The organism is Photobacterium lucens, assembly GCF_009873615.1.
GTDB lineage: Bacteria > Pseudomonadota > Gammaproteobacteria > Enterobacterales > Vibrionaceae > Photobacterium > Photobacterium lucens.
Window position 1 is genome coordinate 1 of the sequence record NZ_SSMG01000211.1, and the last position, 8,099, is coordinate 8,099.

Annotated in this window: 6 protein-coding genes; 2 read left to right on the forward strand and 4 right to left on the reverse strand. The window is 39.0% G+C overall.

The genetic code is table 11. The features are described from left to right. Positions 1-183 precede the first annotated feature (183 nt). Positions 184-1,497, forward strand: a complete 1,314-nt coding sequence (locus E5A76_RS09685) for an anaerobic C4-dicarboxylate transporter family protein (RefSeq protein ID WP_008989371.1) — start codon at positions 184-186, stop codon at positions 1,495-1,497. A 188-nt stretch (positions 1,498-1,685) separates the two neighbouring features. Then, complete coding sequence (locus E5A76_RS09690; RefSeq protein ID WP_161118801.1) at positions 1,686-3,635, forward strand: M60 family metallopeptidase; 1,950 nt, start codon at positions 1,686-1,688, stop codon at positions 3,633-3,635. A gap of 189 nt (positions 3,636-3,824) precedes the next feature. On the opposite strand, the gene E5A76_RS09695 is transcribed toward E5A76_RS09690, so the two are convergent. From E5A76_RS09695 to E5A76_RS09710, 4 genes are all read right to left on the reverse strand, one after another. Continuing rightward, positions 3,825-4,775 carry a YeiH family protein gene (locus tag E5A76_RS09695; RefSeq protein WP_161118802.1) on the reverse strand — a complete coding sequence of 317 codons (951 nt, stop codon included), beginning with the start codon at positions 4,773-4,775 and terminating at the stop codon, positions 3,825-3,827. A 114-nt stretch (positions 4,776-4,889) separates the two neighbouring features. Beyond that, positions 4,890-5,237: a YdbL family protein gene (locus E5A76_RS09700; protein ID WP_107165820.1), complete on the reverse strand. Its 348-nt coding sequence runs from the start codon at positions 5,235-5,237 to the stop codon at positions 4,890-4,892. Further along, positions 5,227-5,463: a YnbE family lipoprotein gene (locus E5A76_RS20650; RefSeq protein ID WP_155489156.1), complete on the reverse strand. Its 237-nt coding sequence runs from the start codon at positions 5,461-5,463 to the stop codon at positions 5,227-5,229. Before E5A76_RS20650 ends, E5A76_RS09700 begins: the two co-directional genes overlap by 11 nt. 19 nt (positions 5,464-5,482) lie before the next feature. After that, a partial coding sequence (locus E5A76_RS09710; RefSeq protein WP_161118803.1) for an intermembrane phospholipid transport protein YdbH family protein occupies positions 5,483-8,099 on the reverse strand: 2,617 nt, incomplete at its 5' end.

An 8,099-nucleotide genomic window follows, 5' to 3' on the forward strand; every position in this document is an offset into this window, starting at 1 on the left:
TTAACCATAAATAATATTTCATATCGTTTATTTATTTGTTTTTAAATTTATTAATGTGTGATTAAGCGCTATTTTCTGCTGTTATAAACTTAATATTATCGCCTCGAATTTACCGAAAAAATACAAGTGACATATTTTGTATTTTGACTTTGTTGTTTAAAAGCGATCATCAGGGAGAGCGATGTGTTTTTAATTGAGTTTTTAATTGTATTAGGTTGTATCTTGATCGGTGCCCGCCTTGGCGGTATCGGTTTAGGTGTTATGGGTGGTGTAGGTTTAGCGATTTTAAGCTTTATCTTTGGGTTGCAACCAACAAGTCCACCTATTGATGTCATGTTAATGATCATGGCGGTTGTCGCAGCAGCTGCTGCAATGCAAGCGGCTGGTGGTCTTGAATACTTAATCAAAATTGCTTCAAATATCCTGCGTAAAAATCCTCGTCATATTACCTTTATTGCACCATTAGTAACTTATACCTTTACCTTTTTAGCAGGTACGGGTCACGTTGCTTATTCAGTATTACCTGTGATTGCAGAAGTTAGCCGTCGCAGCGGTATCCGTCCTGAGCGTCCAATGGGTATGGCGGTTATTGCTTCTCAGTTTGCGATTGTTGCAAGTCCAATTGCTGCTGCGGTTGTGGCACTTGTTGCGTTCCTTGAGCCACAAGGTATTACCTTAGCTGACGTATTAATGGTTACCATTCCGGGTACATTCTGTGGCTTGGCATTAGCTTGTGTGATTGTTAATAAGCTTGGTAAAGAGCTAAAAGACGATCCTGAATATCAACGTCGCATGCAAGATCCTGCTTTCCGTAAAGAAATGGAACAGGAAGTGAAGGTTGAAGAAATCGCAATTAAACCAGGTGCGAAAAAAGCGGTTGGTTTATTCCTATTTGGTGCATTAGCGGTAGTTGTAATGGGGGCATTTCCTGCCTTACGTCCACAATTTGATGGTTCACCAATGGGGATGGCACATACCATTGAAATCGTGATGCTAGCAATGGGCGCACTGATCATCTTGATCTGTAAACCAGACGGTTATGAGATCACTCAGGGTTCGGTGTTCCATGCGGGTATGCGTGCCATTGTAGCTATTTTCGGTATTGCATGGTTAGGTGATACGTTTATCGCAGGCCACGATTTGATGGTGAAAGAGGCAGTATCTGGTCTTGTAGAAGTTGCGCCTTGGACATTTGCTTTTGCCTTGTTTGCATTGTCTGTGATGGTCAACAGTCAAGGTGCGACAACGGCAGTACTTGTACCTGTAGGTATTACACTAGGCTTACCACCTGAAGTGATCATTGCAACGTTCGTTGCCGTTAACGGTTACTTCTTTATTCCTAATTATGGTCCAATCATTGCGTCAATCGACTTTGACCGTACAGGTACAACCAAAATCGGTAAGTTTATCTTCAACCACAGTTTTATGATCCCAGGTTTATTGAGCATGGTGTTCAGTATTATCTTCGGATTCATTTTTGCAAGCTTTGTACTGTAACTGATTAAATTGTAAAAAGAACAAAATATAAGCCTTTATATCGTATAAACTCGGTATGAAGGCTTTTCTGCTTCTGTCCAGTCAACAACGTCTCGTTTGTTAGAAAAAGTGTCTCGATAATGAGATGCAATATGCGAATCTCTTCTACACTTAAATTCAGGTCACGATTTTAAGAGCGGAGATCACGAATGAAGAGGGTGACAACATTACTTACATGCGGTACTGCTGTAATAAGTTTACTGATTTCATCTAGCATATTTGCATCATCGCCTCCAATAACACCGATTTCGCCTATCACGGTTATTACTCCTGAAATCAATGAAGCTGTGGTTGCGACTGTTAGTGTTGATCCAAGGCTAAGTAAATCAGCCTTAGCGAATGACATGAAAAATAGGTTACGCCCAAACCGTGGGTTAACACATTATATTCCAACCAGTACGTATGTTAAATCCGGTGATTTTCTTCGTGTAACCTCTGTTGATGGCCGTAATGTTCAAATCTGTATCAATGTACTTTCAACCCCAAAATTATGTGATCAACGTTCGGTGATTAACGGATCCAATGACGTTTACATCCAATCAACTTACGATGGTGAAGTGTACATTGATAACCAGTTATCAAGTACAGATCCAGTGGTTGAAGTGACGGTGACAGGTGGTCGTGAAATGCCTATTTTTCGCTTAGGTGAACATACCGATAGCGACTTCCTTGCAATGTTAGAAAGTGCGACATCACCGAATATCCATTTAGTTTCCCCATTTATGGTGATCACTGGACCTATCGAAAAATTCAAATCTTATGGTGTTACTAACCCAACAGAATTAATGCAAGCTTGGGAGCAAATCATTGCGTGGGGCGAAGAACATTATGGTTTTTCACGTGATTTAGCTGAGCACCATCAACCGATGAAACATAAAGTGTTATTCCTTGATGTGGGTGAAAATGGGTATGGATTAATGTATGCCACGACTCACCATTTAGGTACAGGGACGGCGAATGCCTTCAATCCAGTGGTGAATACCAATAAATTGTTAACGGATGGGGGCTGGGGACCATGGCATGAGTATGGACATACGCTACAGCCTCGATATTTACAATTTAATAAAATGACTGAGGTAACGACTAATATTACCTCTCAGAAAGTCCGTGCTTCACTGGGGTATGGAAGTCGATTAGAAACACGTTGGCAGAGTAGTATTTTCCCGTATTTAGATCAGCCAAATAGTGGAAAAGATTACTTTAATGATGATTTAGGTCCATTTGAGCGTCTAGGTTTATTTTGGCAACTTGATCTGACGTTTGGCCCTCGTTTTTACCAACGCATGAGTGTGATCATGCGTAATGGTTATAACACTGTTGAGCGTAATTTTGATGGTAATTCGGATCATCGTGTTCAGGTTTTTATTCGTGAAGCGAGTTTAGCAACCGGTTACGATTTACGAGCGTTTTTTGCTGATTGGGGTGTACCAACAAATAGCGCAAATAATGAGTTATTAGGTGGACTGTCAGGATATCTGAAACCTTCGACTAACATGTCTAATAATAGTGATTTTGAAATAGAGAAAAAAGATCATGATTTTGGTCGTGATGTTGCGATTCATTATCGTCCTCGTAGTCAAACAATCCAAATTTCCTACGATTACTATCGGACTTGGCAGCCAAAACACAGAGCAAAAGTATATGTGAATGGTCGTTTTATAGGCAAGATCAGTAATAATCAAAGCGATAGATTCAACGTGAAAATTTCACCGGATACCGCTATCACACATGCCACATTAAATAAACGTCTTCGCCAAGGCGATAGAGTGAAAGTGGTATTTGACACGCCGCAAACGGATCTAGTGGTATACAACTATCGTTTTAATGATCTTCGTATATGGGCAAATTCAGAGAAAGAGCGAGTAGTCGTACGAGTTAGCAAAAAACGTTTTAATGGTGATAACTTTTCTTTAATAGCTTACTCAAACGGTAGTCTTATTTTTAGCTGTCAAAATCAAGTATGTGATCAGGCTGGTGTGCGAGTTAAAAATAATAAAGTGGTGATTTCAAAAGGTTATCAGTTGGAACCAGACCAACCGATACACCTTATCATTGGGCATGGCAAAGGATACTCAGATAGAGTTATATATGCCAAATAAATCATAATGTTAGCTGTTTCTATTTCAGTGATTAAATAAGCATAGATGTTTATGATAAAGTTCACGAAGCGACCAAGTAAAGGTCGCTTTTTTCTTTATTACTGCGTATTTTGAAAAGAAATACAAAAAGCCAGATCAATGATCTGGCTTTGTTGTTTTTACGTGTCTGTTTAAAGCCGTTGTGGTGATTTAAGGAATAAACATTTCGATATAAATCAAAGAAGCACTACCAATTGCTAACCATAGCAGCACGCCCAATAGCATAGGTTTCGGCCCTGCATTGCGCAATTTATTAACGGTAATACCTGAACCAATTAAGAATAAACACACCACTAATAAACGCTTAGATGCCGTGAAGATCATATTGTACACAGGTTGGAACTGCGGTAAGAAGTGGGCGACTAAAATCGCCACACAGTACAGTACGATAAAATAAGGAACGGCAATTTTCTTACTATTGCCTTTAAACAGTAGTGCGCTGATAAAGGCTACTGGGATGATCCACAATGCGCGAGCAAGTTTAAGTGTTGTTGCTGTTTTTAAAGCTTCATCACCGTATGCACCTGCAGCACCAACAACGGAAGAGGTATCATGAATCGCAATAGCCGCCCAGGTACCAAAAGCGTGTTGGCTCATATCTAGTAAATGACCAATAGCTGGGAAGATAAACAGAGCGACTGCATTTAATACAAATACTGTTGCTAATGCCAAAGAGGTTTGATCATCACGGGCATTGATCGCAGGGGATACTGCTGCAATGGCACTGCCACCACAAATAGCCGTACCCGACGCAATAAGGTGGCCGGTTTTTTTATCCAGACTTAAAAAGTGTGTTGCAATCCAACCTAGTAGTAAAGTGAAGAAGATAGAACAAATGATCAGTCCTAAACCCGCTTTACTTGCTTCAATTGCCTCATTTAAGTGAATACCGAAACCTAAACCAATAATGGAATATGACAAAAGTTTTTTGGTGAGGGCGGCGATATTAAATTGCGTTGGAACAAATCCGAAACTGGCTAAGAGAAAGCCTAAAATTAAAGCGATAGGTGAACTAATAAATGGGGCAAGACACAATAGCGCTGTGCAAATAAACACAGCGTCTGTCGGTCGAAGGCGTTTGAAATTGTCGATAATGGTCATGTGATAGCGATAATAATAGAGTTATATATTTAAAAATTATACGCTTACCACTGAATCTGTAAGAGTTAAATTGCTTGAGCGTGGGGTTAAGAAAAACTTAACATTTTTGTGGGTTTATTTTTTAATCCATTCACCCGCTTTTGTTTGAAAATAATACCCAGGTAAGGTCTTTTGTTTGGCTTTAGCACGTCCCAATGCCGTTACTTCTTCAATGCTTATGTTATTTTGTTGGCTAATTTGTTGGTAGCCTAGCTTTCTTTTTTGATTGGTATCATCGACCAGTTGCTTTACTTTTGCTGTTGGCTGAGATTGAACACTTGCCACGTAGCCATTATTGGCCTCACCGATCAAACCTTGTTGCTTTGCTTGCTGTAAGGTGAGTGCCATTGCAGTGTTAGCTGAGCACAACATGCCAATGAATAGAACTGCTTTCACTTTGGTTGAGCGGAAATTAGAAAACATTTTTGTCCTTGAATAATTCATTAATTTCGTGATCGGCTTTAACATTGATTTCATGCTTAATATTGATATTTAAGTTAATTTCAATCGGCTTTTCAGAAAGTGCGACTTCAACTTTCGGTGTACAGCCAACCATTAGTACAGTACCGATAATGAGTGCAAAAGCACTCGGAAGATTGCGGAAATGAAACGTCGAAAAAAATTGGCAAAGTTTTGTATTAGTTGTCATACGATTTTTAATCTTCTTATTATTGAACGCCAAGTTGTTGTTTTATTTGAGCAACAAGAGGTGATGAGTCAATGAGTTCCTTTGAACGTAATAACTTAGGGATATTATCATTAAGTTTAAGATTGACGTTAATAGGACGTCCATCTTGGAAATCTGGATTTTTACCTTCGATACGTGTTTTTAACGATAAATCGCCGTTTTTAGCATAATCAAAAGCAAACGCAATGGAGTTGTAATGATAATTATCTAATAATTCCACAATATTTAGTGGACTATAAGTACCTGCTTCTTTAACTTTTTTATCAATAGCTGAACCTTGGATATAGCGTAGAACACCACCAGGTTTTTGGGTTTGTAGTTTTGCGTTACGTATCACGATACTACCGTCTTCTAACGCGATTGGAATAACGCCATCGATACGGCCAGTTAATTCAATATTATCTTGATCGGCTTCAGCGATGACACGAGCGAGATCAACCCCAGAGACGGTAACAGGTACTTGTTTAATATTACTTAGGCTAGTGATTGTAATTGGCTCGATGCTAATATTACCGCCATACAGTTCAGTCGTGCCATGGGCGATGTGGTAGTAATCTTTGCTGGTATCAAATTCAGCCAATAGGCGAGGGTTAGACATAGGTACACCTATATCAAGATAATCTGCTGAGATCTCTAACGGCGATTGTGTTTTAACGTCAGCCGATGATAACGCAAGGTGGATATGACTATGTACGTTACCAAATCGGAACGCCTCATATTCGCCAGTGATGCGATGAGTGGCAAGATCAATAAAACCAGATACCTGCTTATCTTTATTAACTGTTATATCAGCACTTGTTGTTAGTTGACCTTGAGTAATGTTCAGATTAATGGGTAGTGCTGGAATATAAAAGCTTTTCAGATCTTGCTCTGGTGTAAAGGTAAAAGTATGGCGTTTTAATTTAATGTTAGACACACCTGTATCGAAATTAGACAGTAAACGCACATCAGCAAACAAAGCATGATTACTGTTTTTAAACTTACTATTAATATTTAACTCTGAACCGTCTAGTTGTGCGTGACCTTGGCTGTAGATCTTACCCAGTTTTTGTGTATTACGTTGCGCACTAAAAGTAATATCGTAATCAGATTTAAATTGTAACGGTTTCACTGTTACTGACTCATATAAAGCTTGATGTTCAGCACGGATCTCTGCTTGGATCGCTGCAATATCGGCACCTACTTTATAAGGTGCGGTAAAATCGATTTGTGGTGATAAATCTTTTAGGTGTGATAAACCCATTAGCTCGGCCAACTTTTTAATAAGTCGTGTATCGATGCTATCTGTCTTTGCTTTTTCTTTAACAACCGCTGGCTTTGCTTTAACAGGAGGCAGTGGTTTGATCAATTTGAACTCTTGGCTTAAGTAAAAGTTATTCACTTTAATACCTAAATCTGCACGATAGCGGCTTAATGAATCATGAGTATTATTATCAAAATCTTCATTACGGTTAACAATGAACTCGGATGTTAAAGAAGCTTTGGTGTCTGCGGGTTGGTAAAGTATAAAGTTACCTACAGTTTTAAACCTGTCTTGACTGTAAATTCCGACTAAAGAGTCCAGATGGAAGTGAATATCTTTACTTAGGCTTTTTTGTAGTCCGGGGATCCCTTTAACATTCACTTTATCCATGGCGATATTATTGTTGGTCATTTGGGCTATCAATGTGTGATTACCCCATGTTGCAACCATATGTGTTTTGAATGCGAAGTCGTTAATTTGGCTTTCAGGCATTGGGTAAATAGTCTTTGCCTGTGCTTCTACTTCAGCATTGATGTGACATTGCAGATTAGGATATAAGCAGTTCAAGACATTGAAATCAAAGTTTATAGATGACTGGGTACGCTTATTTACCAAGCTAATTTTTTCTTTTTTGTCCTTTAAAATCACACGTAGCAGCTTATCGTAGAAATTGACATTAAAATCAATTCTTCCATCAGTGATCATCTGTACATCGGCAAGTTGTTTTTCTTTTAATGGATTAGATGTTTTCTCAGCTTTCTTTTTAAAAAGACCTGCTGGTATTGCATATTTATTAAGAGAAATAGCAAAAGATTCAGGTAATTCAAAACCCACATCGTAGTATGCAGTGGCTAGTTTATTATCCACCAGCATACGTTTATCTTTCGGAGCATCAACAGGTGCTTCGGTTTGCACCGCAACAAAACGTAAAGGGCCATTTATTTTGGCGTCAGGCAAACCTTTAAGACCAAGGCGATCGGTAAATTCTTTGGTACCTTTAAACTTTGCATTACAGTTCATGTACTTAGGTAGAGGTTGATCAAAGAGAATGACCGTATCACAATCGAGGCGATTCCCATCGCCACGCACCAAGCTGGTATGGACTCGGGCATCTGTCTTTGTCAAATGACGAACCGTTACATCTAAGTTATAAGGATTCGGTGCAAGGGCTTTACCACGAACAATAAACTTGGCTTTGGTATGGGTTTCTTCTGCAATATTAAGTTCTTTCGCTTGCTGCTTCGCTTTAAGCTCTGCTTCTTTCCTATCAAGATCTTGCTGTGTAAGAATTTTTTTCTTCTTTTTTTTCTTCTTTTTTGTTGCAGGCTTATTGTCCGATAACGGTGTTTCAAGT

Bases quoted from the DNA above. Each gene is read 5' to 3' on its own strand.
- E5A76_RS09690 (WP_161118801.1), top strand. From the start codon at position 1,686: ATGAAGAGGGTGACAACATTACTTACATGCGGTACTGCTGTAATAAGT.
- E5A76_RS09695 (WP_161118802.1), bottom strand. From the start codon at position 4,775: ATGACCATTATCGACAATTTCAAACGCCTTCGACCGACAGACGCTGTG.
- E5A76_RS09700 (WP_107165820.1), bottom strand. From the start codon at position 5,237: ATGTTTTCTAATTTCCGCTCAACCAAAGTGAAAGCAGTTCTATTCATT.
- E5A76_RS20650 (WP_155489156.1), bottom strand. From the start codon at position 5,463: ATGACAACTAATACAAAACTTTGCCAATTTTTTTCGACGTTTCATTTC.